Origin of the sequence: Actinophytocola sp., from assembly GCF_035634895.1 — a bacterium.
In the GTDB taxonomy this organism is placed as follows: domain Bacteria; phylum Actinomycetota; class Actinomycetes; order Mycobacteriales; family Pseudonocardiaceae; genus Actinophytocola.
The window spans coordinates 1-23,216 of the sequence record NZ_DASQCC010000005.1; the positions used below are offsets into that span (position 1 = coordinate 1).

At 71.1% G+C, this 23,216-nt stretch carries 27 protein-coding genes; 15 read left to right on the forward strand and 12 right to left on the reverse strand.

Features of this window, described 5'->3' with window-relative positions; all coding sequences use genetic code 11:
- Positions 1 to 408 precede the first annotated feature (408 nt).
- Together VET29_RS01005 and VET29_RS01010 are read right to left on the reverse strand one after the other, a co-directional pair.
- Positions 409 to 807 carry a VOC family protein gene (locus VET29_RS01005; RefSeq protein ID WP_324913331.1) on the reverse strand — a complete coding sequence of 133 codons (399 nt, stop codon included), beginning with the start codon at positions 805 to 807 and terminating at the stop codon, positions 409 to 411.
- On the reverse strand, positions 804 to 1,574 hold the full coding sequence (locus VET29_RS01010; protein ID WP_324913333.1) for an ArsR family transcriptional regulator: 771 nt from the start codon (positions 1,572 to 1,574) through the stop codon (positions 804 to 806). The genes VET29_RS01005 and VET29_RS01010 overlap by 4 nt, the downstream gene beginning before the upstream one ends.
- Positions 1,575 to 1,642: 68 nt before the next feature.
- Here VET29_RS01010 and VET29_RS01015 point away from each other — a divergent pair, with 68 nt between their 5' ends.
- From VET29_RS01015 to VET29_RS01025, 3 genes are all read left to right on the forward strand, one after another.
- On the forward strand, positions 1,643 to 2,107 hold the full coding sequence (locus VET29_RS01015) for a hypothetical protein (protein WP_324913335.1): 465 nt from the start codon (positions 1,643 to 1,645) through the stop codon (positions 2,105 to 2,107).
- An 81-nt stretch (positions 2,108 to 2,188) separates the two neighbouring features.
- The gene (locus VET29_RS01020; protein WP_324913337.1) at positions 2,189 to 3,934 is read left to right on the forward strand and encodes a sensor histidine kinase; all 1,746 of its coding nucleotides are present in this window, start codon (positions 2,189 to 2,191) and stop codon (positions 3,932 to 3,934) included.
- Positions 3,931 to 4,596, forward strand: coding sequence for a response regulator transcription factor (locus VET29_RS01025; RefSeq protein WP_324913339.1), 666 nt, complete (start codon positions 3,931 to 3,933; stop codon positions 4,594 to 4,596). The genes VET29_RS01020 and VET29_RS01025 overlap by 4 nt, the downstream gene beginning before the upstream one ends.
- Here the strand turns inward: VET29_RS01025 and VET29_RS01030 are convergent.
- The 4 genes from VET29_RS01030 to VET29_RS01045 form a co-directional block, all read right to left on the reverse strand.
- Positions 4,575 to 4,949, reverse strand: a complete 375-nt coding sequence (locus VET29_RS01030) for a response regulator transcription factor (protein WP_324913341.1) — start codon at positions 4,947 to 4,949, stop codon at positions 4,575 to 4,577. The two genes, VET29_RS01025 and VET29_RS01030, sit on opposite strands and share 22 nt — an antisense overlap.
- An 80-nt stretch (positions 4,950 to 5,029) precedes the next feature.
- Complete coding sequence (locus VET29_RS01035) at positions 5,030 to 6,283, reverse strand: hypothetical protein (RefSeq protein ID WP_324913343.1); 1,254 nt, start codon at positions 6,281 to 6,283, stop codon at positions 5,030 to 5,032.
- A gap of 3 nt (positions 6,284 to 6,286) precedes the next feature.
- The gene (locus VET29_RS01040) at positions 6,287 to 7,153 is read right to left on the reverse strand and encodes an alpha/beta hydrolase (RefSeq protein ID WP_324913345.1); all 867 of its coding nucleotides are present in this window, start codon (positions 7,151 to 7,153) and stop codon (positions 6,287 to 6,289) included.
- Positions 7,150 to 8,316: a cytochrome P450 gene (locus tag VET29_RS01045; RefSeq protein WP_324913347.1), complete on the reverse strand. Its 1,167-nt coding sequence runs from the start codon at positions 8,314 to 8,316 to the stop codon at positions 7,150 to 7,152. Before VET29_RS01045 ends, VET29_RS01040 begins: the two co-directional genes overlap by 4 nt.
- Positions 8,317 to 8,502: 186 nt before the next feature.
- Here VET29_RS01045 and VET29_RS01050 point away from each other — a divergent pair, with 186 nt between their 5' ends.
- From VET29_RS01050 to VET29_RS01080, 7 genes are all read left to right on the forward strand, one after another.
- On the forward strand, positions 8,503 to 8,838 hold the full coding sequence (locus VET29_RS01050) for a DUF397 domain-containing protein (protein ID WP_324913433.1): 336 nt from the start codon (positions 8,503 to 8,505) through the stop codon (positions 8,836 to 8,838).
- 106 nt (positions 8,839 to 8,944) lie between these two features.
- A complete protein-coding gene (locus VET29_RS01055) occupies positions 8,945 to 9,802 on the forward strand; it encodes a Scr1 family TA system antitoxin-like transcriptional regulator (protein ID WP_324913350.1) in 858 nt (285 codons plus the stop codon).
- Positions 9,803 to 9,915: 113 nt separating this feature from the next.
- Positions 9,916 to 10,794: an SAM-dependent methyltransferase gene (locus tag VET29_RS01060; RefSeq protein WP_324913353.1), complete on the forward strand. Its 879-nt coding sequence runs from the start codon at positions 9,916 to 9,918 to the stop codon at positions 10,792 to 10,794.
- Between the two features lie 210 nt (positions 10,795 to 11,004).
- Entirely contained in the window at positions 11,005 to 11,289 is a 285-nt protein-coding gene (locus tag VET29_RS01065) for a hypothetical protein (protein ID WP_324913355.1), read from the forward strand.
- Positions 11,286 to 12,095 (forward strand): hypothetical protein, encoded by an 810-nt coding sequence (locus tag VET29_RS01070; protein WP_324913356.1) that lies wholly within the window; start codon positions 11,286 to 11,288, stop codon positions 12,093 to 12,095. Before VET29_RS01065 ends, VET29_RS01070 begins: the two co-directional genes overlap by 4 nt.
- Entirely contained in the window at positions 12,092 to 12,922 is an 831-nt protein-coding gene (locus tag VET29_RS01075) for an ESX secretion-associated protein EspG (protein WP_324913358.1), read from the forward strand. Before VET29_RS01070 ends, VET29_RS01075 begins: the two co-directional genes overlap by 4 nt.
- A 5-nt stretch (positions 12,923 to 12,927) precedes the next feature.
- Positions 12,928 to 14,244, forward strand: coding sequence for a hypothetical protein (locus VET29_RS01080; protein ID WP_324913360.1), 1,317 nt, complete (start codon positions 12,928 to 12,930; stop codon positions 14,242 to 14,244).
- A gap of 19 nt (positions 14,245 to 14,263) precedes the next feature.
- Here the strand turns inward: VET29_RS01080 and VET29_RS01085 are convergent, their stop codons facing one another.
- Complete coding sequence (locus tag VET29_RS01085) at positions 14,264 to 14,698, reverse strand: Lrp/AsnC family transcriptional regulator (RefSeq protein ID WP_324913362.1); 435 nt, start codon at positions 14,696 to 14,698, stop codon at positions 14,264 to 14,266.
- A 71-nt stretch (positions 14,699 to 14,769) separates the two neighbouring features.
- Between VET29_RS01085 and VET29_RS01090 the strand changes: the two genes are divergently transcribed.
- Positions 14,770 to 16,002 carry a serine hydrolase domain-containing protein gene (locus tag VET29_RS01090; protein WP_324913364.1) on the forward strand — a complete coding sequence of 411 codons (1,233 nt, stop codon included), beginning with the start codon at positions 14,770 to 14,772 and terminating at the stop codon, positions 16,000 to 16,002.
- Between the two features lie 3 nt (positions 16,003 to 16,005).
- Positions 16,006 to 17,061 carry a Glu/Leu/Phe/Val dehydrogenase family protein gene (locus VET29_RS01095; RefSeq protein ID WP_324913366.1) on the forward strand — a complete coding sequence of 352 codons (1,056 nt, stop codon included), beginning with the start codon at positions 16,006 to 16,008 and terminating at the stop codon, positions 17,059 to 17,061.
- Positions 17,062 to 17,160: 99 nt separating this feature from the next.
- Here the strand turns inward: VET29_RS01095 and VET29_RS01100 are convergent, their stop codons facing one another.
- The 3 genes from VET29_RS01100 to VET29_RS01110 all read right to left on the reverse strand — a co-directional run bounded on the left by VET29_RS01100 (position 17,161) and on the right by VET29_RS01110 (position 18,928).
- The gene (locus VET29_RS01100) at positions 17,161 to 17,577 is read right to left on the reverse strand and encodes a DUF6640 family protein (protein WP_324913368.1); all 417 of its coding nucleotides are present in this window, start codon (positions 17,575 to 17,577) and stop codon (positions 17,161 to 17,163) included.
- A 51-nt stretch (positions 17,578 to 17,628) separates the two neighbouring features.
- Positions 17,629 to 17,934 (reverse strand): muconolactone Delta-isomerase family protein, encoded by a 306-nt coding sequence (locus tag VET29_RS01105; RefSeq protein WP_324913370.1) that lies wholly within the window; start codon positions 17,932 to 17,934, stop codon positions 17,629 to 17,631.
- 61 nt (positions 17,935 to 17,995) lie between these two features.
- The gene (locus VET29_RS01110; RefSeq protein WP_324913435.1) at positions 17,996 to 18,928 is read right to left on the reverse strand and encodes an NADP-dependent oxidoreductase; all 933 of its coding nucleotides are present in this window, start codon (positions 18,926 to 18,928) and stop codon (positions 17,996 to 17,998) included.
- A gap of 121 nt (positions 18,929 to 19,049) precedes the next feature.
- Between VET29_RS01110 and VET29_RS01115 the strand changes: the two genes are divergently transcribed.
- A complete protein-coding gene (locus VET29_RS01115) occupies positions 19,050 to 19,613 on the forward strand; it encodes a TetR family transcriptional regulator (protein WP_324913372.1) in 564 nt (187 codons plus the stop codon).
- Between the two features lie 26 nt (positions 19,614 to 19,639).
- On the opposite strand, the gene VET29_RS01120 is transcribed toward VET29_RS01115, so the two are convergent.
- Positions 19,640 to 20,578: an NmrA family NAD(P)-binding protein gene (locus tag VET29_RS01120; protein WP_324913375.1), complete on the reverse strand. Its 939-nt coding sequence runs from the start codon at positions 20,576 to 20,578 to the stop codon at positions 19,640 to 19,642.
- A gap of 132 nt (positions 20,579 to 20,710) precedes the next feature.
- On the opposite strand from VET29_RS01120, the gene VET29_RS01125 reads away from it, so the two are divergent.
- Positions 20,711 to 21,055, forward strand: coding sequence for a helix-turn-helix domain-containing protein (locus VET29_RS01125; RefSeq protein WP_324913376.1), 345 nt, complete (start codon positions 20,711 to 20,713; stop codon positions 21,053 to 21,055).
- Between the two features lie 308 nt (positions 21,056 to 21,363).
- On the forward strand, positions 21,364 to 22,383 hold the full coding sequence (locus VET29_RS01130) for a hypothetical protein (protein WP_324913378.1): 1,020 nt from the start codon (positions 21,364 to 21,366) through the stop codon (positions 22,381 to 22,383).
- Positions 22,384 to 22,565: 182 nt separating this feature from the next.
- On the opposite strand, the gene VET29_RS01135 is transcribed toward VET29_RS01130, so the two are convergent.
- Entirely contained in the window at positions 22,566 to 23,213 is a 648-nt protein-coding gene (locus VET29_RS01135) for a hypothetical protein (RefSeq protein ID WP_324913380.1), read from the reverse strand.
- Between the last annotated feature and the right edge of the window lie 3 nt (positions 23,214 to 23,216).

Sequence of the window (23,216 nt, forward strand, 5' to 3'; positions counted from 1 at the left end):
TACAGCGGCTGACGCAGGGTGTGCAACGTACCGGTACTGCGGCGGGCGGCAAGGGCCTGCGACACCGAGCCGGCGCCGTAACCGACCGCCCCGACCACCGCGAACCCCAGCGCCACCACGGGAGCGACGGTCACCGCGGCCCACCCTGGCCGGGTGCCGGGCCGGTGGGCGGCGCCGCCGGAAGGTGGAACCGCGTCGCCTGTCCGCCTCGCCGCACCCGGCGGCAGCCGAGGAAGTTCATCGGCCTGCCCTCCACAAAGCCGTGCGGTCGACGAACACCAGGGACATCAGCCGCGACCTCCCGGGGACCGTCGCGATCGGACAAACGCGAACCGTCTCGGATCATCCTATTCCCGCTCAGGTCGACGCTGAGGCCGCACTCCGCTGTCTGTGTGGAGCCCGTCCTCGTCAGGGGGTGGCGGGTACGGCGGACCGGTTCGCGGGTTGGAACAGCTCGACGAGGTTGCCGGCGGGGTCGGCGAGCAGGATCTGCCGTCCGCCGGGGCCGGCGATCAGGTCGCTGCGGAAGGGCAGGTCGGCGCCGCGCAGGCGGGTGATCTCGGTGTCGAGGTCGTCGACGACGAGGTGGATGCGGTTGCGGCCGGCATCGGACGCGTCGGCCGGGGTGGCGCGGGCGCCGGAGCTGGCCGGGCCGGACAGCAGGAGGCGCAGCGGGCCACGGACCACGTCGGCGAAGGCGGGGGCGGCGTCGGTGTTCAGGGTGAAGCCGAGGTGGGTGGTGTAGAAGTCGATGGCGGCGGCCACGTCGTCTACGACGTAGCGGACGCTGGCGTACTGGTCGGTCATGGTCGGGACCTCCTACTGTGCGAGGCGCGGTTGGTGGTGAGGGTGGGCAGTAGGTGCCGGATGCGGGTGTCGATGTCCACCGCCGCGAGGCGGAAGCCGGCGCGCCCGGTGGTCGCCGGGTCGGGGATGCTCCAGTGCGCCCGCCGAGGGTGGTGGCCGAACTCGGGGCAGGACTCGCGGGCCTTGTCGCACAAGGTGATCACGTGGTCGAACCTGCGCCGGGCCACCGCGTCGACGTGCTGGGGACGCCGGCCGGCGATGTCGATGCCGAACGCCTCCCGCAGTACCGCCGCGGTGTCGGGGTGGAGCTGGGGCCTGGGACGGGTGCCGGCGCTGGCGGCGCGCACCCGACCGCCGGTGTGGTGCCGGAGCAGTGCCTCGGCGATGGGCGAGCGGGCGCTGTTGCCGGTGCACACGAACAGCACGGCGATCCCCCGCTCGCCGGCCTGGGCGGCAGGTGGGGACAGCGCTGGATGCAGTGCGCCGCCGGCGCCGGCCAGCGCCGCCGCGCAGCGGTCGAGATCCAGGTGGTAGTAGCTGTCACGGCCGTCGAAGCTGCTGCGGGTCGCGGTGACCAGCCCGCCGTCGCGCAGCAGCCGCAGATGGTAGGAGACCAGGTTCTGCGGCTGGTCGACCAGCGCCACCAGCTCACGGACCCGGTAGTCACCGCCGGCGAGCCGGGTGAGCAGCCGCCAGCGCAACGGGTGCGCCGCGAGCCGGACGAACGGCGGCGGCTGGCCGGAGTCCACCATGTCCGGAGAGTACATCAAACTGATTTGATGGACTATCTCGCTTGTCCCCCAGGCGGGGTAGATCGTTTGGTATGTATCGCCCTGTGCAGATACAGGTGTGGGTCTCGATCCTCTCCCTGACCGGTGTGGCGCTCGGTGGCGTCCTGTCCTACCTGGCCCAGGCCGGCGTGCAGCGCCGCGCCGACCGCAGCGAACTGCGCCGGCGGGCCGAGGATCGGGCAGAGGCCCGCCGGGCGGAGCGGTTGGAGTTGTTGCGGGAGTTCATCCGCGTCGCGCAGCGGGCCGAGCGGGCCGCCGAGGATCGGGCCGGCACGCCTGCTTGGAAGGCGTCCGCGCTGGATGTCGTCGACGAGCTGTGGGTGTGTGAGCGGATGATCCACGTCCTGTTCGCCGCGGCCCTGCACGACCTGGCACGCGCGTACGTGCGCGCCCTCGACCACGTCCTCTGGCAGGAGCCGGAGGACGTCTCGATGTGGGACCACCTTCAGGGACCCAAGGTCGCGTTTCTCACCGGGGCACGCGAGGAACTGAGTCCGGACCAGCACTGAGCACGGCGAGGAACCCAGCCGTCACGCACCGACCGTGCCGGACGACGCTCAGGGTGCGACGATCACCCGGGAGGAACGTGCGTGAACCTTGCCGATGGGGGGTCGGGCCCCCGCGTCCGCGTCGGCACCGCGCGGCTGACCGACGGACTGGCCGTCTTCGGGGTGTGCCTGGGGGTGCTGGTGTTGCTGGCGACCGAGTCCGGCAGGCACCCGACCTCGACCGGCGCGGGGTTCTCCGGCGCGGTGGGCGGGGCCTACCTCGTGGCCGGCGTGCTCGCCGTGCATCGCAGGCCGTCGGCGCCGGGCAACAGGATCGGCCTGCTGCTCGTGCTGGTCGGCATCGGGTGGTTCGCCGAGGACGTGCAGATCTCGGTCGACCCCGCCGTGCACACCGTCGGGCTGCTGCTGCGTTCGGCGTCGGCCGGGTTCCTGGTGCACCTGCTGCTCGCCTACCCCGACGGGGTGCTGCGCGGCCGGTCGGACCGGCTGCTCACCGCGGTCTGCTACGCGGTGGTGTTCGCGGGGATTCCGCTGAGCACACTGGGTTTCACCACGCTGACCCCGAACCTGCTGCTGGTGTGGCCGCTGCCCTACGACACGATCGCACGCGCGGAGGACGCGGTACAGCTGGTCCTCGGCGCCGCGGTGGTGGCGGTGCTGGCACGCCGGTGGATCGCGGCGACCAGACCGGCCAGGCGGGTGCTCGTGCCGTTGTCCGCCGTCGGTCTGCTCGGCGCGACGACGTCGGTGCTCGACGCGGTGCTGGGCACCGGTCCGTCCTGGCACCACCAGGTGCTGATCACGGTCGCGCACGCGGCGACCCTGGCGCTGCCACTGGCCTTCCTCGGCGGCGTCTGGCGTGTCCGGCTGGGACGGACCTCGGTGTCCGACCTGCTGATGCGGATCAACGGCTCGGATCCCCGTCAGCTGCGCGAGTTACTGGCCAGGGCGCTGGGCGACCCGTCGGTGCAGATCGGCTACCACCGGCCCGAGCGCGGCGACTACATCGACGCCGACGGCAGGCCGCTGGCGCTGGACCGCGCGGTCACCCCGGTGCACCGCGACGGGCAACGGGTGGCCGTGCTGATCCACGACCCGGCGCTGCGGGAGGATCACCACGTGCTGGCCGCGGTGACCTCGGCGGCGGCGCTCGAGCTGGACAACCAGCGCCTGGCCGCCGAGGTACGCGCGCAGCTGGCCGAGGTCAAGGCGTCCAGGGCGCGGATCGTGGCCGCGGGCGACGAGCAACGCATGCGGGTGGAGCGCGACCTGCACGACGGCGCGCAACAACTGCTCGTGACGGCCGCGCTCACGCTGCGGCTCGCGCGGGGGCAGCCGGCCGTCCGCACGGACCCGGAGCTGACCGAGCTGTTGCGGCGCACGGCCGACGGGCTGGAGGAAGCGCTCACCGAGCTGCGGGTGCTGGCGAGCGGGATCCACCCCTCGGTGCTCACCGACCTCGGCCTGCGGCCCGCGCTGCGCGCACTCGCCGCCCGGTCCCCGCGCCCGGTCGAGCTGACCGGGTCGGACCTGCCGCGACTGCCCGACCTGGTCGCGGTCACGGCGTACTACGTCGCGGCGGAGGCGGTGACCAACGCGTTGAAACACGCGGCGGCCGAACACATCCGGATCGAGGTCGGCACGGTGGACGGCGCGTTGCGGGTGGCCGTCGCCGACGACGGGGTGGGTGGCGCCGACCCGGCGCTCGGCACCGGGCTGACCGGCCTGTCCGACCGGGTGTCCGCTGTGGACGGTGAGCTGACGGTGACGGCCGCGCCCGGCGCCGGCACGACGGTGACCGCACTGCTACCCCTGGAGAGCTCGTGAACGCGCCGGCCGGACCGGGTGTCGTGATCGCCGACGACGCCCGGTTGTTCCGCACCGCACTGGCCGAGCTGCTGGCGAAGGCGGGCTGCCGCATCCTCGCCGAGGTCGGCGACCCGGACGCGCTGCTCGCCGCTGTCGAGGCCACCGGCCCGGACCTCGCGGTGGTCGACATCCGCATGCCGCCGGAGCACCGGCTCGAGGGCCTGCACGCCGCGGTGCGCATCCGGCGGACCCGGCCGTCGGTCGGGGTGCTGCTGCTGTCGCAGTACCTGGAGGCGGCGCACCTCACCGAGCTGGTCGGCCACGCGGCACGCGGGGTGGGCTACCTCCTCAAGGACCGCGTGTCCGGCGGTGACTTCCTCGACGCCGTGCGGCGGGTCGCCGCGGGCGACTGCGCGTTCGACCCCGACGTGGTGTCGGCGATGATGGGCGGACCGAGGAGACGCGACCTGCTCGACGGGCTGACCGGCCGTGAGCTGGAGGTGCTCGCGCTGATGGCCCAGGGCCGGTCGAACCAGGCGATCGCCGACGCGCTGCACCTCACCGGCAAGACCGTGGAAAGCCACGTGCGCAGCATCTTCCAGCGGCTGGACATCCCCACCGAGGCCGACCACCACCGCCGGGTCCTCGCCGTGCTCGCCTACCTGCGGTCGTCGCGCTGACCGCGCCGCGCGCGGGCGACGATGCCGGCGAGCGCCTCGGCGGACAGCCGCGACTTCGTGAGGAACCCGGCCGCGGGCGACCGGCCGACGGCGTCCCCGTACTGCTCCTCGGCACGCACCGAACAGAGCACGAGCACGGCCAGCGGTGCCGCGGCGCGCAGGTCGGCGCACGCGCTGATCCCGTCGCCGTCGGGCAGGCCGATGTCGAGCAGCACCACGTCCGGCCCGGTCGCCGCCGCGAACCGCACCGCCTCCGCCACCGACCCGGCCTCGCCGGCCACCAGGAAACCGCCCGCCTCCAGCAACGCCCTGGCGACGTCCCGGAAGGACACGTTGTCATCCACGATCAGCACGCGGTCCACCCCAGCAGACTGACCGACGGCGCCCGGCTACACATCAGGGTGGACCCCGAACCCGGCACGGTGGCACGGGGTCAGTGGCCCAGCCACTTCTCCACGTACGGCTGGAAGACGTTCAGCAGGACGGGCAGCGTGACCGACAGCAGGACGGGGATGCGGGCGAAGCTGCCCAGGCGCATCGGCCGGATCCGGGCGTTGCGGTAGCGCTCCACGCGTGCCTCCAGCTCGTCCAGCTCCCTGGTCGAGGCGCCCTCCGCCTCGGCCTCGGCCATCGCGATGTGGCGTTCCCGCGCGGCGGCCTCGATGCGGCGGATGCCGAGCCAGGGCAGACCGACGTAGATCCACAGCAGGACGAACCAGAACGCGGCCGGGATCCAGCCGCCGCTGCCCAGCCCGAGGACGACGGCCAGACCGGAGACCATGATCCCGTACAGCGCCATGGACAGCCAGACGGTGCGGAAGATGTGCCGGACCGGTTCCCAGCCGTAGTGGCCGTCCGGGTTGATCCAGTTGGCGTCGAGCTGCGCCAGCCTCGGCAGCGCGGCCGCGATCCGCGCGATGCTCACCCCGACGTGCGTCTGGGCGAGGATCATGTAGATGGCGAGCGCCGCCAACAGGAAGTACGTGACCGCCCCGACGGGCTGGTCGATGCCGGCCCACCAGTGCGCGTACGCGTCGCGGCGCCACTGCTCCCGCTGCGCCGCGGTGCCGTCCTCGGGGACGAAGATGCGGAACGACCCGTAGTACTGGCCGAGCGACAGGAGCGCGGCCAACACGAACGCCGCCAACACGAACGCGGCGGTGAACACCGCGGCGTGCCTGCGGTTGCGGGCGTTGGTCCGTTCGAGGTAGCGCGCGAGCCGCTGCTCCGGCGGGAAGCCGACCGCGAAGCGCAGGATGGGCGGGTCGTCCGGGTTCCCGGTCGTGACGTCGTGCCGTGGTTTGATCACCTTGTTGGTGATGAGCTTGGGGATGCACGTGGTGAACAGGCGCCACTGCCGGTGCATGATCATGATCTCGGCCACCATGACGGCCGCGAACAACCACACCAGGGTGTCCCGCACGAGCGGGTACCGCAGGCCTTCGGCGACCGTGAGGTCGTTGCGCCCGACCGCACGCCAGAAGTCGTCGAGCGGCTGGAAGTCGCCGCCGTCACCGAGCATCCCCCCGACCGCCGCGCTCGCGGCGAGCAGCCCGGCGACGACGGGCGCCAGGAGCAGCAGCACGCCGTTGCGCACCTTTCGCAGCCAGCGCAGGGGAATCGCCGCGGCGTACGGGTCGAAGGCGGCGACGTCGACCGTGGTCGGGGCGGCGGGGACGGCGGGCATGTCTCACTCCTCGGCGAGAATGAAGTCGATGAGTGCCTGGGGATCCTCGATGAGGGGCCAGTGGCGGCAGTCGCGGATGGTCAGCTCACGCCGCACGTCGGCGTGAGCGCGCACGATCGCGAAGTCGGCCGGGGTGTTCATCGTGTCGCGGTCGCCACGCACGAGGTCGAGGGGCACCGGTGCCGCGTCGAGCAGTGCGGGCAGGTCGATGGCGCGGGCCTGCCGCAGCGCGCGCAGCACGGTGCGGGCGCCTCCGGTGTGGGAGAGGGCCTCGGTGGTGAGCACGGGGTCGAGCCGCCACGGCCGCGCGACGAACACCCACAGCGCGATCGTGCGCAGGACCTTCGACCTCGCGATCAGGCCGGCGGACCACGGCCGCAGCGGTACCAGCCCGCCGACGAACTGCGCGGCGAGCGTGCCGGCGAGCGCCGGAGCCCGCAGCGCACGCCCCGGGTGGCGGAGCATCGCGATACCGGTCACCGGCGTGGCGTCGACCAGCACGAGCCGACGGCACAGGCCGGGATCCTTCGCCGCGACCCGCAGTGCGATCAGGCCGCTCAGCGAGTGCGCGACCACGGTGCAGCCCGTGGCTCCCGCACGCCGGCAGAACTCGATGATCGCGTCGGCGATGCCGTCCAGCGTCACCTCGCCGCGGGGGACCACGCTGCGCCCGAACCCCGGCACGTCGATCACCAGTGTCCGGCCCACCGCGCCCAGCGCCGGCGCGACGCCGCTCCAGAACCGGAGCGTGCCCCCCAGCCCGTGCAGCAGGAGGAACGCCCGCCCGCCCGCGTCGGCGGGCGCCAGGTCGACGACGTGGACACCGTCCCGGACCTCGGCCTGCCCGCTCATGGCACGCTCACCCGTCACCACGTCACCGGCAGCGACTCGACGCCGTGGATGATGGAGAACCGCCGGAAGCCGACCCGCTCCACGGGCACCGCCAGCCGCAGGCCGGGAAAACGGCGCAGCAGCGCGGAGAACACGATGCGCATCTCCAGCCTGGCGAGCGGGGCACCGAGGCAGCGGTGCGTGCCGAACCCGAACGCGAGGTGCGGCGTGGGCCCGCGGTGCGGGTCCACCGCGTCCATGCCCGCGCCGAGCGCCGGGTCGCGGTTCGCGGTGGGCAACGAGCAGAACACGGCCTCACCCGCCTCGATCCGCCGGCCCGCCAGCACCACGCCGGTCCGCGCGAAGCGGGGAAAGGCGAGCTGCGCGACGCACACGTAGCGCAGCAGCTCGTCCACCACCCCGTCGAGCGGTCCGCCCCCGGCCCGCGCCGCCGCGGCGAGGTCGTCGTCGCCGAGCAACACCAGGACGCCCGTCGCGATCATGCTGGCGGTGGTGTCCAGCCCGCCGGTCAGCAGCCCGTCGGCCAGGCCGACCAGCTCGTGGTCGGCCAGGTGGTCGCCGTGCTCGTCGATCAGCCTGCCGAGCAGTCCTGCCCGCCGGCCTTCCCGTTGGCGGCGAACGAGCTCCGCGAGGTGGCTCACCGACCGGACGATGGCCGCGAGCGGCATGCCGAGCTCCCCCGAGATGTCGAACCTGCCGCCGCCGGTGGCAAGGACGTCGGCGTCCGCGACGCCGACCAGCTCACCCACGACCCGCGCCGCGACGGGCTCCGCCAGTGCCCGCACCAGCTCGACGGGGCCGCCGGCGTGGGCCAGCCGGTCGAGCTGCTCGTCGACGATGGCCTCGATCCTGGTCGTCATCCCGCGGATGGCCCGGGGCCGGAACGCGGGGGCGAGCAGCCGCCGGCGCCTGGTGTGTCCCGGCGGGTCGTAGAAGCCGAGGCCGCCCGGCCGCCACCGTCCCGCCGTGATCGTGGCGGGCAGGTCCCGTGCGAGGGCGAGGTCGTTGCCGAACGTGCGCGGGTCACCGAGGACCCGGCGCACGTGCTCGTGACGGGTCACCAGCCACGCCTTCGGCAGGCCCAGCATGGGAAAGGCCGCGACCGGGCGGTCGCGGCGCATGCGCACGAGATCGGCGTGGGGGTCCAGCCCGGCACGCATGACTGGCAGAAGCGGATGCATGACTCCCCCGTTCGAACCGACGACCAAGGATGGTTCGGACGACCGGGTGGCGGCATCAGGGCTAGCCCTGATCCTGTGTCCCGCCGGGATTTCGTGCGTGCGCGAGCCGCCGGCGCCGGCGCGGAACAGCACGCGATCGGGGCGGGCGCGTCCAGGGCGCGTGTTCGCCGGCCGCGCGCCGTGTCTATGAATTGTCAAGTAATAAACTTGCCGCGCCACTTGCTGGTGAATATTCAGACGCGGAGAATATTCCGTGTGTCGAAACGTGTTGAGTCGGCAACAACGCGGAGACCTGCTAATAACTGTGATTCTGATCACGCGTCGGGTCGTTGGCGACGGTCCAGTGCAAGTACCCCCTGCAATGAGTGCGTGGAGGTGAGCCGCGCACAAGATTGCGTGGACGTCAGAGATTCCAAGGCCAGTGCGCCAATTCGACTCTCGTTCGACGCGGCCGGCTGGGACGTGTTCCTTGATCGGATTACCGGCCGGTGGCAATCAGGAACCGACACTCGCTCCCGGTGATGCGTGGAGTACGCGGCGTCAGGTGTCCACGGACGAACAAAAGGGTTTACGGTTCGAATGTGGTCACACGAACGCGTGACTTCGAACGAGTTATCGAGAGGCATCCGTGGCGGCGAAGAGACCAACCGAGCGCGACCTGGAACTCGGCCGTGCGCTCCGTGATGCCCGGACCAGTGCAGACTTCCGCCAAAGCGACGTGGCCAAGCGGATCGGCAGCAGCCAGTCGAGCATCGCGCGCATGGAGAAGGGCACGAGACTCCCGACCGAAAGCGAACTGACGGCTTTGCTGGAGCTCTACCGGCCCGACAACCGGGCGGAGATCGAGCGGCTCGCGTGCGCGAGCCGCGAGGGCGGTCTCACGCTGCATCCCAACTTCGAGGCGCTTCTCCGCGTCGAGGCGCATGCGGCGTCGGTCCGCCGGTTCACCAGCGAGCGCATCCCGATGCCGCTCCAGTGCGAGCGGTACGTGCTCAAGCAGTACGGCCTGTCGGACGCCTCCTTCGTGCCGACGGACGTGTTGCGGCTGCACGGGCGCCGGGTCGACGTCCTCATGCGGGAGGACGGGCCGTCGGTCCAGGTCGTGATGAGCTTCTCCGCGATGCTGCGGATGCCCGGCGGTCAGGCCGACCTCATCAGCGAGCAGGCGCAGCATCTGCTGGGGCTGCTCGACTCGGCACCCCGGCTCACGGTGCGGCTGCTGATGTTCGACGCGAATATTCCCTACATCGACAGCGACTTCACCCTCGTCGTGACGCGGGACCGTGGCGCGATGCTCTACGTGCCGTTCGGGCGGGACGGACACAAAATCACCGAGAGAGCAAGAATCAAGGAGCGTGAAACCTACTGGAAACTCGCCAGGGACGCGGCGCTGCCGGTCGAGGAAACCCGGGCTGTGCTCGACGAACTCGTGGCCGGCAGCCACACGGCGATGGGCCGGCGAGATTCTCACCGGTACAGTATGTGATCGGTTCCGCCAACTGAGGGACGCAAATCCCGGTTGGTTGCGGTAGGCTTCCCTTTGCTAACGAAGCAGCGGGAGGGCTGTTCGTCGTGTCCAGGCCATCGCATTTGCCGCCAGTGGCGTCGAGTCTCGATTCTCCGAGCGTCGCGCGTGTTTATGACTACTGCCTGGGCGGCACGACGAACTGGGCGGTCGACCGGTCGTTCGCCGACCGAATCCTGGGCGAGTTCCCGCTGGTGCGGCGTATCGCCGCCATCGAACGCCTCTATCTGAACCGGGTCGTCCGGTTTCTGCTCGACAAGGGCGTGCGGCAGTTCCTCGACGTGGGTTGCGGCGTGCCGAACGCCGGCGCCACGCATTTCATCATCGAGGACTGGGTTCGGGAACGACACAAGAGAAGCCGCGTGCGGGTCGTGTACGTCGACAACGACCCGATCGCCGTGGCGCACGGCGAGGTCGTGCTGGACCGCCAGGGAAACCGGGCCAACCAGGCGATCGTGCAGGCCGACCTGCGTGCCCCGGACGCGTTGTGGGCCGCGGCGCTCGACACGAAGCTGATCGACCCCGCCAAGCCCGTCGCCCTGCTGCTGGTCGCCGTGTTGCATATTCAGCAACCCGACACCACCGGCCGAGATATCGGGGCGTCGTCCGTGGCCCGGTTGCGCGAACTGCTCCCGCTCGGCTCGTACGTGGCGCTGTCGCATGCCTCGAACACCACGCGATCCTCCGCCGGCCGCCGGATCCTCGAAGGTCTACGCCGGGCCTACCGCGGCACGGGCCACGATGTCACGTGGCGCTCCCGCGGCGAGATCGAGTCCATGCTCGACGGCTGCCGCCTGGTGGCGCCCGGCTGGACGACCGCGGTGGCGTGGCGACCGGAGCAGACCGGTCCCAACGTGCCACTCGTGCCGCTCGGCTCCGCGGCGGAGTCCGTCCTCTGGACCGGCGTCGGCAAGACGACGTCCCGCCATTACCCCATTTCGACCAACCCGTGAATATTCCGTTTCGCAGTTTGAATATTCCGCAATTCTGACCTACTTCTGTGGCGCGTATCCAACTTTTTGTTTCGAACCCTTTCCGGTTATGCTGAAGTCTCATGAACGCACTGACGGAAAGGTCAGCGGAAAGTGCGGAATATTCAGCCGGCAGACCGTCGAAATGAGATCCGGGCCGATATCGTCACGGCCGTCATACCCGGACTGATCATGTCGGACGAGCGCGCGGGTGACGGCATCGACGCCGTCACCCGCAAACTGCGGATCACCGCGGCACCCAAGCACCCGGGCCGGGATCCGGTCAGCGTGCACATCGTCGAGGAGTTGGTCTCGGTGCTGCGTGGGGAGAACGGGCTCGCGACCCGGCTCGCCGCGGTGCTGGACCGGCTCCGCACCAGTGCCACACAGCTGGAAGCGTCGCGGCGGGTGCACCAGACGACCGACCAGGACACCGCGGACGCCTTCGGGCGTGTGCTCCCAGAGCGTCGACGATGACCGCCGACGGGCGGGCGGTGCCACCCGTCTCGTGGGATCACGCGAGCCTGCAACAGATCCGGGACCTGCTGCACCCGACGGAGTCCGAAGAGGACATCTACCGCGTGGTCGACCAGCTCGGCGAGTGGGGCACCGAGCTCGAAGCCCAGCTGACCGAGCACCAGCGGCACTGGCACGCGATCTCCGACAGCGGCGCCGGGCAGGCACACGAGAACGCCGCCGCCCACAGCGCGCGGACCCGCGAGTACCTGGCCGCGGCGCTGGAGGACGTGCGGACGATGCAGTCGTCGCTCGATGCGCTCGCCGCGGCGTTCGGCGACGTGCGGGACCGGATCGAGCGGCTCCACCAGGACTACCAGTCCAACAACGAGCACATGCTCGACTGGGTTCTCGCCCGCGACGACGAGCCCAACGAGCAGGCCCGGCGCGACATCACGAAGTGGGCGCGGTCGCTGATGGAACAGTACGAGAAGACCGCGAACGAGGAGCTGCGCACGTGGCCAACGGCCGCGGGGACCGCCGGTGACGCGGTCGCGACCGGCACCGGCGGAACGGCTCCTGTCCCACCGTTCCCGGGGGACGAGCGGCCCACGAAGCCGATCCGGTCCGCCGACGGCCAGCCCCCGTCGCCCGCGTCCGGGCTGGGCACCGCGTTTCCCGGCAGTGCCATTCCCGGGACCGACGAGGCCATCCGGCCGAACCAGTTCAGCGTCGAGAACCAGTTGTTCGGTTCGGATGGCGACGCCTATCCGGCGGTCATCGGCGAGGACGCCGGATATCAGGACTGCGAGGACGATCCGGCATGACGATCTTCAGAGCGCACAGCACCGCCCCCTGGCAGACACCGCTCAGTTTGCCGGCCTGGCAGGAACTGTGGCGAATGTTCAGCGACCGGGGTCCGATGCCGGTCGTGCTCGACCTGCCGCGCTCGGACGGAGTTCTCCCGAAGCGCGAGTCGGCCGAGCAGGTACGGCGCCTGCGCGCGGACCTGGTCGCCGGCGGGTACGCGGTGCGGGCCGGCGAGTCGGTCCGGCCGAGCCAGGAAGTCCAGACCATGCTCCGCGTGCTGGCCCGGCCGCACCGCGAGGTCGACCTGCGCATGAACATCCGCGGTGAGTCGGTCCGCATGCTCGCCGCCGCGCCGTTGCGGGGCAACGTGGTCCGGGTGACCATCCACGAGGCGCCGGACGTGCTGGACTCGGTGGTCGCGATCGAGTCGGTGGAGACCAGCGCGCCCGAGCTGGCCGCCGTCGAGCTCCTGCCGCCGAGCCCGGGTCCCGGCCGGATCCGTGCACGGTCCATCCCGGTGGACCAACTGGAGCGTGCCATCGACGGCTACCGGTCGCACCGGTTCATCGACGCGCTCACGACACACATCGGCAAGGCCGCGGGTGAGGTGCACGAGCTCCTGCGCCACGGCCACACGATGCGGGCCAAGTTCGGCATCGCCGCGCGCGACGCCAAGGGCAGCCGCGTCCGGCACCCGTTCGCCCTCGTGGTCCACGACTCGGCCCAGGCCCGGCATGTCCTCGCCCGGCGCGGTGCGCACATCACCATCGACCGGGCGGACGACCGGCAGATCATGACGATGCTCGGGCAACGCCTGTCCGAGCTCACCGATCGCGCGTGGTGAGCCCCATGCCCGTGACGTTCGAGCTGCTCGGCGCCGCGCTGATGGTCGTGAGCGTGGTCGTGCTGGGCCTGGGCGCGGTTCGTGCCAGCCGGCGGGCGCGGCCCAACCCCGTGCTCGCGCCGACGATCCTGTGCGCGTTCGGCCTGTCCCTGCTGTCCGTCGGCTGGCTGATCGGCCCGGGCGTGCCCTCTGCGGCGTCCGAGGCGATCCGGACGGGCGCGCTGGCGTCGGCCGCGGTGCTCGGGCTGTACGCGTTGTGGCTCAACGACCAGCGCCGGCGCACCGAGCAGGACCGCCTCGAGACCGAGAGACAACGCGGACGGATCGAGCAGAACCGGCTCACGAAGGAGCTGGACCAGCTCGGCATGGAACGCATCCGGATCGTGGACGAGCGCTTCACGAAGGCGATCGAGCTGCTGGGGCACGCCTCGGACCGGGTCCGCATCGGCGCGCTCATCCTGCTGGACGGGCTGACCAGGACCCGGCCGGCGCTCATCCCCGACGTGCTCGACCAGATCTGCGGCTACCTGCGCGGCCCGGTCGACGAGGGCGCGTCGACGTCGATCGAGGTGGAGCAGGAGCGCCGTGTTCGCCAGCGCGCGCAGCGGGTGCTCACCACCGTGCTGCGCAGGGCCCCGGAGCCCGTCGCCGAGATCGACCTGACCGGCGCCGCACTGCACGAGTTCCGCGTGGACGGCGGGACCGTCGACGTGCTCCGGCTGGACCGCACGTCCCTGACCGGTACGACCACGCTCCAGGGGCTCCTGGTCGAGGAGCTGACCATGAAGAACTGCACGACGACCGACGACGTGCTGCTCGAACGGGACAGTCGCGTGGACCGGCTCGTGGTCAGCGGTAAGGACACCCACCTCGGCGGCCGCCTCATCTGCCGCTGCGACCTCGGCACGGTCGACATCGAGTCCGTGACCTTCACCGACACCGTCGAGCTGGACGGCCTCACGGTGGCCGGCCACTTCGCCGCCCACTCCGACTTCCAGCGGCTCACGGTGACACACGTGACGTTCGCCGCCGGGCACTCCCCGGACGACACCAGCATCGACCTCTTCCAGTGCACGTTCGCCGGCGCCGTGTTGTTCGACGAGGTCGAGGTGCACGGCGCCACCCGGCTCGCGGGCATCCAGTTCAACGACGGCGTCGACCTCGGCGCCCGCTTCCACGACGTGGTCACGATCGAGGAGGCACTCGTGGCCGTCGGCACCGAGGCGCGACTGCCCGCGGGCTGGCGCCTGGCGGATCACTGCCCGTCCCACCGGCAGCTGTTGGCCCCGACTCGTCAGGCCGGCGAGACCGCCGGCCGGTGAGGCCGTGTCCCGCCCACGGTCACAACGTGACGCGGTCGATCAGGCTGTTGAGCATGAGCTGCGCACGGGTCCTGAGCACGATCGGATGGCTGCGCAGGTCGATCAGCAGTTGTTCCAGGTGGTCGGCGTTGTCAGTCCGTACGAGGAGGATCAGGTCGCTGTCGCCCGCGACCGTGTAGGCCAGCCGCACTTCCGGGCGGGACTCGAACAGGCGGACGGCGTCCTCGCGCTGGGCGTGTTCGGTGCAGAACACCTCCACCAGCGCGTGGATCCTGCTGTTGCCGGGCTCCGCGACGATCGTCGTGTAGCCCCGGATGATCCCGTCGCGCTCCAGGCGGGTGACCCGTCGCTTGACGGCGGGCACGGACAACGACACCTCGGTCGCGATGTCGGTCAGACTGGCTCGCCCGTTGACGACGAGCCGGTTAAGAATCTGACGATCCACCGCATCCATGTTCAGAACATAACAGCCTGTGCAAGGTCCGCAGCTGGTTTGTGAACCGTCGGACGCCTTACGCTTTTCCGGTGACCACATTGCCCCCGCATCGTCCACGACGGTCCGTCGTGCTGTCGCTGGCCGCCGTCCTGTCGATCGCCGTGTCCGCTCCGGTCGCGACCGCGGATACCGCGAAGGTCCACGATCGCCGCCTCGATGTCCTTGTCCAGCAGGACATCGACGCCGGTGTGCCGGGTGTCGTCGTACGCGTGGACGACGGCCGAGGGCGCCGCACCGAGGTCTCCCGGCAGGCGGCGTGGACCAGGGCCGACAACCGCCTGTCGGTCGACGACCAGTTCCGCATGGGCTCGAACACCAAGACCATGGTCGCCACGGTGCTGCTGCAACTCGTCGCGGAGCGGCGGCTGCGCCTCGACGACCCGGTGGAGCGGTGGCTGCCGGGCCTCGTGCCGAACGGCCGCGCGATCACGTTGCGGATGATGCTCAACCACACCAGCGGTCTTGCCGACTACGTACTGGACCCTGCCGTGCTCGCCTCGATCACCGGCCAGCGGCCGCACACGTGGACCCCGGAGCAGTTGCTCGCGGCAGCGGCGAAGTACCCCCCGCTTTTCCCGCCGGGCCAGGAACACTCCTACAGCAACATCAACTACATCGCGCTCGGCCTGGTGCTGGAACGGGTGACCGGGCGCGGCGTGGCGCGGCTGATCCAGGATCGGCTCGTGCGGCCGCTGGGGTTGCGCCACACCTATCTCGCGGTCGACTCGGCGTCCCGTGACGGCGACAGGCTGGCGCACGGCTACGAGCCCGACGCCGCGCACCTGGCACCGCTGTTGCCGCCGGGTGTTCCGCCCGGCGTGGCGTTCGTCGGGCCCGCTCGCGGCGAGCACGTCGACGTCACCGCACTAGACCCGTCCTGGGCGTGGGCCGCCGGTTCGGTGGTGTCCACCCCCCGGGACTGGACCCGTTTCCTCGGTGCGCTGATGTCCGGCCGGCTGCTGCCCGCCGCTCAGCTGGCGCAGATGCGCACGTTCGTCGACGACCCCAGCAGCGGGGGAACCGGGCGGTACGGCCTGGGCCTGCAGGAGTACACGAACTCGTGCGGCACCGTGTGGGGTCACACCGGTGGTGTTCCCGGTTTCTCGAGCCAGAACTACACCGACCGCGCCGGCAGGCGAACCGTGAGCGTGGTCAGCACGACCCAGTTCGGACTGCTCGATCCGACACTGCGTGCCGCCGACCAGAAGGTCGTCGACGCCGCGATCTGCGTGATGCTCGGCAAACCCGTCCCGGCGACGTGAAACATGTTGGCACACGAGGAGATCCTCATCCGCACCGGCGCCAGGTCCGGCCTGCCGATCATCATCGCCGTGCACTCCACGGCACTGGGCGACGCGGTGGGTGGCTGCCGGCTGTGGTCCTATCAGGACTGGCGGGCGGGGCTGGCGGACGCCCTGGCCCTGTCCGAGGCCATGACCTTCAAGTGCGCGGCGGCGGCCCTCGACTTCGGTGGCGGTAAGTCCGTCATCGCCCTGCCGCCGGGCGTCGTCCTCGACGAGCACCAGCGCCGGCAGGCGATGCTGGACTTCGGCGACGCCGTGCAGTCGCTGGGTGGGCGGTACCACGCCGGCGAGGACGTCGGCACCACGGCGGAGGACATGTGGATCGCGCGAGAACGGACCTCCTGGGTGCACTGCCTGCCGGTAGCACACGGCGGCAGCGGTGAGCCGTCGGAGCTGACGGCCATCGGCACCATGGCCGCCATCGACGCGACCAGCAGGCACCTCACCGGAACGCCGTCACTGGCCGGCCGGCACGTCACCATCGTCGGCCTGGGCCAGGTCGGTGGCCGGCTCGCCCACCTGGTGGCCGCGGCGGGCGCGAAGCTGACCGTCGCCGACATCGACCCCCAGCGTGCGGAACTGGCGCGCGCGCTGGGGGCCGACTGGGTGCCGCCGGAAGAAGCGATGACCATGACGACCGACATCCTCGTGCCGGCCGCGCTCGGCGGGGTGCTCACCCACGACGTCGTGCCACGCCTGCGTTGTCCCGCCGTGGTGGGGCCGGCCAACAACCAGCTGGCGGACCCGTCCGTGGCCGACGCGCTCGCGGCACGGGGAATCCTGTGGGCACCGGACTTCGTGGTCAACGCCGGAGGCGTCATCCACGGCACGATCATCGACTTCGCCGGCGGCACGGTCGAGGAAGCCACCGCCGCGGCCCGCGGCATCGGCCCACGGCTGGCCGACATCTACCAGCGGGCCGACGACACGGGCCGCACACCGTACGAGGTCGCCAGCCGCCACGCCCACCAGCGCGTCGCCGAAGCCAACGACCGCCGCGGCGCTGACCGTTCGTGACCGGCTCCCCCGACATCGTGTCCACTTTGGACTCCACGGTCGATCCGCCGGCCCGGCCTACGACGAGGCCGGGACCGCCGGATCGGTGTGCCGAGTGGACTACCGGGTGATTCGGTAGCGCTCGGTCAGGTAGCCCAACAGGACCATGCCGAGGCTGGGCAGGGTGTACTTGAGCTGCGGCCAGGTGTCCTCGCGGGGCGGGTCGACGCTGGCGGTCTCCGGATAGAACCTGGCCGAGAGCTGGGTGACCCCGTACATGCTCGCGATCATCGCCGCGCTGTCCAGGGACGCGCGGGAGCGGCCTGGTTTCCACAGGTGGTACAGGGTCGCCAGGGACAGCGCGACACCCATGCTCATGGTCTGGGCGTTGTGGAACTTGGCGTGGGGCGGCCACGTCGGGTTGTGGATGTGTGTCTCGTTCCAGTCGGCGACGTACGCGCCGACCATGGTCCCCACCGCGGACGCCGCGATGAGCACCTTGCCGAGCGGGAACTTCTTGAGGCTGAGCGTTGTCATTCGTTCTCCATCAGGTGAAAGGGACTTGCCGGCAGCCACGCCCGGCCGGTCTCAACTGATCCGCGCCCGGTGTGCGACCTCCGCCGCGTCCGGTGGCGTGGTCGGGTAGACGTCGACCTCGAAGAACCGGGCGAACGGCAGGGTGGCCAGCGTCTCCGCGACCTGCTTCTCGTCGGCGGCGATGACCTCCAGGAACGTTGCCCCCCGGGCGGGGGACACGTAGTGGGCGCCGACCCGCCCGTCCGAACGCAGCAGCTCCAACTGCTTGTGCTCGTCGTCTCTCAGGGCTGCGAACTCCGCGAAGTTCGTGTCGGCATGGAGGGTGGCGACCACCATGAACGTCTGGGTCGATGGCATGGGTCTGTCCTTTCGATAGGGATTGCTGGTGTCACGGAACGGGACTCGAACGACGCGATGGTCATTCGGTTGTGATGACGAGCTTTCCGCCCCTGGGTGTGTGGTCGCGTTCGAGCTCGGTGAGCGCCGCGATGGCCTTGTCCAGCGGCACGGTGCGGGCAACCGGCAGCCGCAGGATCCCCTTCCCGGCAGCCTGTGCGACCGCGGCGAGATCCGCCACGACGGGTTTCCCGATCAGCACCCGGAACGGTCCCGGCAGGACGCTTCGCACGAACTTCGCCGGCGTGGGGGTGATGTCGATGATGCGGCCACCGGGCTTGAGCAACGCCCGTGCCGTTCTGACCGGCAGCGTGCCGGCGGTGTCGAGGACCACGTCGAACCGTCCCATGAGCTCCGTCGCGTCGAAGTCGAACTCGACGATCGGGGCGATACCGAGATCGCGTGCCTCGTGCGCGGCGGTGTCGCGGCAGCTGCCGCCCACGGTGGCGCCGTGCGCCAGGGCGAGCTGGGCGGCGGACCGGCCGACACCGCCGAGACAGCCGTGGATGAAGACGGCGTGCCCGGCATGCAGCCTGCCGGTGTTGACCATCGCCTGAAAGGCCGTGAGGCCGACGACGGGGATCGCGGCGGCCTGCGCCCAGGACAGGCTCGCCGGCTTCGTCACGACCGCCTTCTCCTCTGCGACGACCATCTCGGCGAAGGTTCCGGCCGCCTTCAGGCCCACCCCGCCGAGCACCTCGTCGCCGACGGCGAGCCGAGTGACGTGGGCGCCGACCGCCACCACGACGCCCGCGAAGTCGTGGCCCATGCCCCGCGGGAACCGCCGGCCGGTCATGATCTTCAGCTCACCGTTGCGGATCTTCCAGTCCATCGGGTTCGCGGCCGCCGCCTTCACGCGGACCAGAACCTCACCGGGGCCGGGCCGTGCCGGCTCGAAGTCCTCGAGCCGCATCACCCCGGGACCGCCGTACCGGTGGTACTGGATGCGCTTCATCGTGGTCACGGCGAACACCTCCCAACGCGTTGATGTCATCTGATGACATCACACTACCAGACTGATGTCATCTGGTGACATCAGTGCGTGAGTTGGCAGGAGACAGGACTAAACTCACACCATGGGACGATGGGAGCCTGGCGCCAGTGGCCGACTGCGGGAGGCCGCACTGACCCTGTATCTCGAACAGGGCTTCGAGCAGACCATGGTGGCCGACATCGCCGAACGGGCCGGCGTGACGGCCCGGACCTTCTTTCGCTACTTCGCAGACAAGCGCGAGGTCCTCTTCGACGCCTCGGCCGAGCTGGTGGAGAAGTCGCTGGCCGCGCTGGAGGAGGCACCCGCCACGTCGTCCACGCTGGACCTCGTCGAAACCGCGCTCGACGCCGCGGCCGACATCATCGGACACGACCGTGAGCTCGCCAGAAAGCGGCACGCGGTGATCATGGCGAACGCCGATCTCCGCGAACGTGAACTGATCAAGCTTGCCCAGATGTCGGCCGCCCTCGCCGACGGCCTTCGGCGGCGGGGCGTCGGCGACACCGAGGCCAGCCTGGCCGCCGAGGCCGGCGCCGCGGTCTACCGGGTCGCCTTCCAACGATGGTTCGACGCAACGGACGACCTGGACCTACGGGACGTCGTCCGCCGGTCGTTCGCCGAACTACGCGCCCTGACCGCCGGCTGACCGACCGCGCTCGGACACCCCGGATCTCAGACCGGCGCCGGCCAGTCGTCCCGGCGCCGCGCCGTTGCGGGCACCGTGAAGTGCGCCGCGCCCGGGCCCGCCAGGTAGGTCGCCACCGAGGTCGGCGCCACGTCCGGGTAATCCGCGTTGCGCACGTCCCGCAGCGAGGCCGTCCCGTCGAACATGGCCACCTGGTACTGCAGGGCGACGTACTCGAACACGGTGGACGCCGTGAACTGTCGGCGCACGACCTCCGCACGCAGATCCCCCAGCGTGCCCTTGCGCACCAGTGCCCACCGCCGTCCGGACGCCGCCTCGACCTCGTTCCGCAGCTCCAGCATGGACAGTTGCTGGCCGACGACGTGCACCTCGCGGCCCGCGGTACTCGGGTCGAGCGCGATCGCGGCCGTGAACGCGGCGGTGTCCGGGATGGTGGTGATGTCGATCGGGCGTGTGCCGTCGCCCCACACCGAGAACGTGCCGGCCGCCGGGTCGAGCACCTCGTGGACCGCGCCGAGGAAGTACTCCGGGAACGCGCCGACCGCCACCGACGTGCGGGCGACCGTCGACGTGGCGAACGAGTCCGCGAACACGCGGCGCAGGTCGGACAACACGTTGACGCCGTAGCCGTAGCCGTGGAGGTTGATCGAGAAGTCCGACGGGATCATCCGGTGCACGCCGGCCCGCTCCGCGGCCCGCAGCAGCTCCCGCTGCCCGTCGATGATGACCTCCGGGCCGCCCTGGACCGCGGACACGACGACCTCCACGCCGTCGACGTGGGGTGCCAGCGCGTCCGCGCCGTCCGCCAGGTCGCCGACGCACGGCGTCAGGTTCGGGTGCGCCGCCAGTCTGTCCACGGAGGGCTTCCGGACCAGCGCACGTACGTCAGCGCCCCGGTCCAGCAGGTTCTTCACGATCAGGCTGCCGAGACTGCCGGTCGCGCCCGCCACCAGAACTGTCGTCATCTACTCGTCCACTCCTCGTCCGACTTCGCTTGCGTACGGCCACCGGCGCGACCCGGGCAGGCCGGCAGGCGAAAGCCTCCCGCTCACCGGTCCGCCTTGGCAAAGGTCACCAAAGTTACTTACTCTGGAGAAGTGACCAGGCCAACGGGCGCTCCCGTCGACGAGGAAAGCTGCCAGCGAATCCTGCGTGCGATCGACATCATCGGGGTCCGCTGGACCGGACCGATCCTGCTCGCCGCGGCCCGGGGCGCCCGCCGGTTCAAGGAGTACCGTGCGCTGGTCCCGGGCATCTCGGACCCACAGCTGACACTGCGGCTCAAGCAGCTGCAGGGCCGCGGGCTCATCGAGCGCACGGTCGTCCCCACCACACCGGTCCGGATCACCTACGCCCTCACGCCCGATGCCGAGGAGCTGATCTCCGTCCTTCAGCCGTTGTCCGACTGGAGCGCACGCCATCTCCCGCACCACGACACCTGACGCGAGCAACTCCGTTCGGCGCAACGAGAATCGATTCCCTCCCGGACAGGACCGCGTTCGCGCCGGCGGGACTCGGGGTGTTTGAACACGGAACTCGGGGTGCGCGAACGCGTGACTCGGGGTGCGCGAACGCGGGACTCGGGGTGCGCGAACGCGGGACTCGGGGTGTTTGAACGCGGGACTCGCGGTGGTGGGCCGGTGGCCGGGTCCTCAGTGGAAACGCGAAACGCCGTACGGGTGTCGGTGGTGCCTGTCATGATCACGCTGCCCGGCCGTGCCGGCCGGGTATCGACTGGAGGAAAGCCTTGATGCGAAAGCGTTTCAGAGAAACCGTCGGGATCGTCGCGGTCACGACGGTGGCGACGGTGGCGATCGGCGTGCTGACCGCGCCCGCAGCCGCGGCCACGCCGCTGATCACGGAGCTCGGCCCGCTGCCGGGGCAGTACAGCGCCAGCGCCGAAGGTGTCAACGACGACGGCGTGGTCGTGGGCACCGTCTACGGCAGCACGGTCACGGCCGTGCGGTGGGACCCGGCGGGCACGCCCACCCCGCTCGCCGCGTGGCCGGGTGACACCGAGAGCAACGCGAACGCGATCAACGACGGCGGCGCGGTGGCCGGCCAGTCCTCAGCGAGCAGCTCCAGCCGGCACGCCGTGCGGTGGGAGGCCGACGGCACCATCAAGGACCTGGGCACGCTCCCCGGCGGCCGCCCCTCCTCGGCCCAGGCGATCAACGACGACGGCGTCGTGGCGGGCTATGCCTACAACGCGGCGTACGACCAGCGCGCCGTGCGCTGGGCCGTCGACGGCACCCCCACGGTCCTGAACCCCCTCCCCGGCGACACCCAGAGCTACGCCTACGGGATCAACAACGCGGGCGTGGTCGTCGGCACGTCCAGCACCAGCCTCGGTGCGCTGCGCCCGGTGCGATGGGACACCGACGGCACCGTCACGGCGCTGGGCACCGCCACGGGCGCCGCGCTCGACATCAGCGACGACGGCGTCGTCTCCGGCTACACCGGACACACGAAGGCGACGACCTGGGCGGCCGACGGCACCCCCACGATCCTCACCCCGGCCCCCGGCCACGACGGCGGCACCGTACGGATCACCGACGACGGCGTGATCCACGGCGCGTCGGGTACCACCGGCGGCACCACCCGATGGCACGCCGCCGTCTGGCAAGCGGACGGCACCCCGACGCTGCTTGGCGACCTGGACGCGACCGGCACGAGCGTCGCACGCTCGCTCAACTCCGCGGGTGTGGCCGTCGGCTGGGCGACCCGGGACGGGCAGACACGCGCCGTCCGCTGGACTCCCGCCGGCTGACTCCCTTCCTGGTGAACGGCGGATCGCCGTGGCCCGGACCGCCCGGGCCGCGGCGATCCCGCGCCGGTCGTGCTGGCCGGCCCGCGCGACGACGCGGCTCGTGAACCCGGCCGGCAGCCGGATCCCGTCGGCGGCCCGCGGGACGGACCGCGACGCCGGGCGGCCGACCGGTGGCTGGACGGTCAGAAGCCATTCGGTCTGCCGTCGTCGTAGGAGTGGAGCACCACGATGTCGGTCTGCGGCCGGTAGCCGTTGCGCAGTGCCTCGACCGTGGACGGCGGGGTGAGTACCTGGACCGTGCCCCTGGCAGGCCGGATGCTGGGCCGCACATAGCCCTTCGCCTGCGTCCACGGCGACACCAGGCCGAGCTGGATCATCGCCGGTCCGTCGTCGAGGAGCACGAACGTGCCGACGGGAAGCTGGGTCACCTTCGCGGTGTGCAGGCGTCGCCGGCCGGTGTCCGGGTCGAGCCGCTCGTCGTGCAGCTGGCTGTCGATCTCCGCGGCGGAGGGCAGGGTGGTGACGCGGCGACCCGCGACCGCCTTCCGGTACGCGTCGAAGTCCTTGGGGCGGCAGGCATCGCACGGTCGATGCCCCGCCGCCAGCGCGACGGCCTCGTCATGGAAGAACAGCACGGTCGGCTGCCCGGGCGGCCACCGCGGCTGCCGCCGGTACCGGCGCGGTTGGTCGCAGACCGTCCACGTCGTCCCCTGGTGCGAGCGCACCAGGGTGTCGCCTTCGTGCAGGACTCCGCGCTTGCCGAGCCATCTGCACACCAGCGGCGCCACCACGATCTCCCCCGTCGGCGTCACCCGATCCACCAAACCCATATC

Bases quoted from the DNA above. Each gene is read 5' to 3' on its own strand.
- VET29_RS01005 (WP_324913331.1), bottom strand. From the start codon at position 807: ATGACCGACCAGTACGCCAGCGTCCGCTACGTCGTAGACGACGTGGCC.
- VET29_RS01010 (WP_324913333.1), bottom strand. From the start codon at position 1,574: ATGTACTCTCCGGACATGGTGGACTCCGGCCAGCCGCCGCCGTTCGTC.
- VET29_RS01035 (WP_324913343.1), bottom strand. From the start codon at position 6,283: ATGCCCGCCGTCCCCGCCGCCCCGACCACGGTCGACGTCGCCGCCTTC.
- VET29_RS01045 (WP_324913347.1), bottom strand. From the start codon at position 8,316: ATGCATCCGCTTCTGCCAGTCATGCGTGCCGGGCTGGACCCCCACGCC.
- VET29_RS01050 (WP_324913433.1), top strand. From the start codon at position 8,503: ATGAATTGTCAAGTAATAAACTTGCCGCGCCACTTGCTGGTGAATATT.
- VET29_RS01065 (WP_324913355.1), top strand. From the start codon at position 11,005: ATGTCGGACGAGCGCGCGGGTGACGGCATCGACGCCGTCACCCGCAAA.
- VET29_RS01070 (WP_324913356.1), top strand. From the start codon at position 11,286: ATGACCGCCGACGGGCGGGCGGTGCCACCCGTCTCGTGGGATCACGCG.
- VET29_RS01075 (WP_324913358.1), top strand. From the start codon at position 12,092: ATGACGATCTTCAGAGCGCACAGCACCGCCCCCTGGCAGACACCGCTC.
- VET29_RS01080 (WP_324913360.1), top strand. From the start codon at position 12,928: ATGCCCGTGACGTTCGAGCTGCTCGGCGCCGCGCTGATGGTCGTGAGC.
- VET29_RS01085 (WP_324913362.1), bottom strand. From the start codon at position 14,698: ATGGATGCGGTGGATCGTCAGATTCTTAACCGGCTCGTCGTCAACGGG.
- VET29_RS01095 (WP_324913366.1), top strand. From the start codon at position 16,006: ATGTTGGCACACGAGGAGATCCTCATCCGCACCGGCGCCAGGTCCGGC.
- VET29_RS01100 (WP_324913368.1), bottom strand. From the start codon at position 17,577: ATGACAACGCTCAGCCTCAAGAAGTTCCCGCTCGGCAAGGTGCTCATC.
- VET29_RS01105 (WP_324913370.1), bottom strand. From the start codon at position 17,934: ATGCCATCGACCCAGACGTTCATGGTGGTCGCCACCCTCCATGCCGAC.
- VET29_RS01110 (WP_324913435.1), bottom strand. From the start codon at position 18,928: ATGAAGCGCATCCAGTACCACCGGTACGGCGGTCCCGGGGTGATGCGG.
- VET29_RS01115 (WP_324913372.1), top strand. From the start codon at position 19,050: ATGGGACGATGGGAGCCTGGCGCCAGTGGCCGACTGCGGGAGGCCGCA.
- VET29_RS01120 (WP_324913375.1), bottom strand. From the start codon at position 20,578: ATGACGACAGTTCTGGTGGCGGGCGCGACCGGCAGTCTCGGCAGCCTG.
- VET29_RS01130 (WP_324913378.1), top strand. From the start codon at position 21,364: ATGCGAAAGCGTTTCAGAGAAACCGTCGGGATCGTCGCGGTCACGACG.
- VET29_RS01135 (WP_324913380.1), bottom strand. From the start codon at position 23,213: ATGGGTTTGGTGGATCGGGTGACGCCGACGGGGGAGATCGTGGTGGCG.